Origin of the sequence: Pseudomonas sp. PA-4-8C (assembly GCF_021606625.1) — a bacterium.
Classification (GTDB): Bacteria; Pseudomonadota; Gammaproteobacteria; order Pseudomonadales; family Pseudomonadaceae; genus Aquipseudomonas; species Aquipseudomonas lactis.
On record NZ_WKCD01000597.1, the window covers coordinates 1 to 556 of the forward strand.

The following is a 556-nucleotide window of genomic DNA, read 5'->3' on the forward strand; positions in this document are numbered from 1 at the left end:
GCGACAGTCTCGTGGGCTCGGAGATGTGTATAAAGAGACAGCATTTTCGGCGCCAAACCGGGTGCCTATGGCGCGGGCGTGCAGGGCGCGATTGACGGGCGCTTGTGGCAGAGCCGCGAGGACTTGGCCGAGGTCTACCTGAACTGGGGTGGTTATGCCTACGGTGGCGCTGACGAAGGCACTGCGGCCCGCGAGCAATTTGCCCAGCGGTTGAGCCAGGTGCAGGCGGTGTTGCAGAACCAGGACAATCGCGAGCACGACTTGCTCGACTCCAACGACTACTACCAATTCCAGGGCGGCATGCTGGCCGCCGTGGAAACCCTGAGCGGCGAAAAGGCCGCCAGCTACCATGGTGACCACAGCCAGCCGGACGTGCCGAAAATCCGCACCTTGAAGGAAGAGCTCAACCGGGTGATCCGTTCCCGTGCGGCTAACCCCAAGTGGATCGAAGGCGTGAAGCGCCATGGCTATAAAGGCGCGTTTGAAATGGCCGCGACCGTGGACAACCTGTTCGCCTTCGACGCCACCACCGCGCTGATTGACGATCATCAATATG

Annotated in this window: 1 pseudogene; it reads left to right on the forward strand. The window is 61.5% G+C overall.

What is annotated here, in order from left to right:
• Positions 1-42: 42 nt before the first annotated feature.
• Positions 43-556 (forward strand): annotated as a pseudogene (locus tag GIW04_RS31195) (cobaltochelatase subunit CobN); the annotation flags it as partial.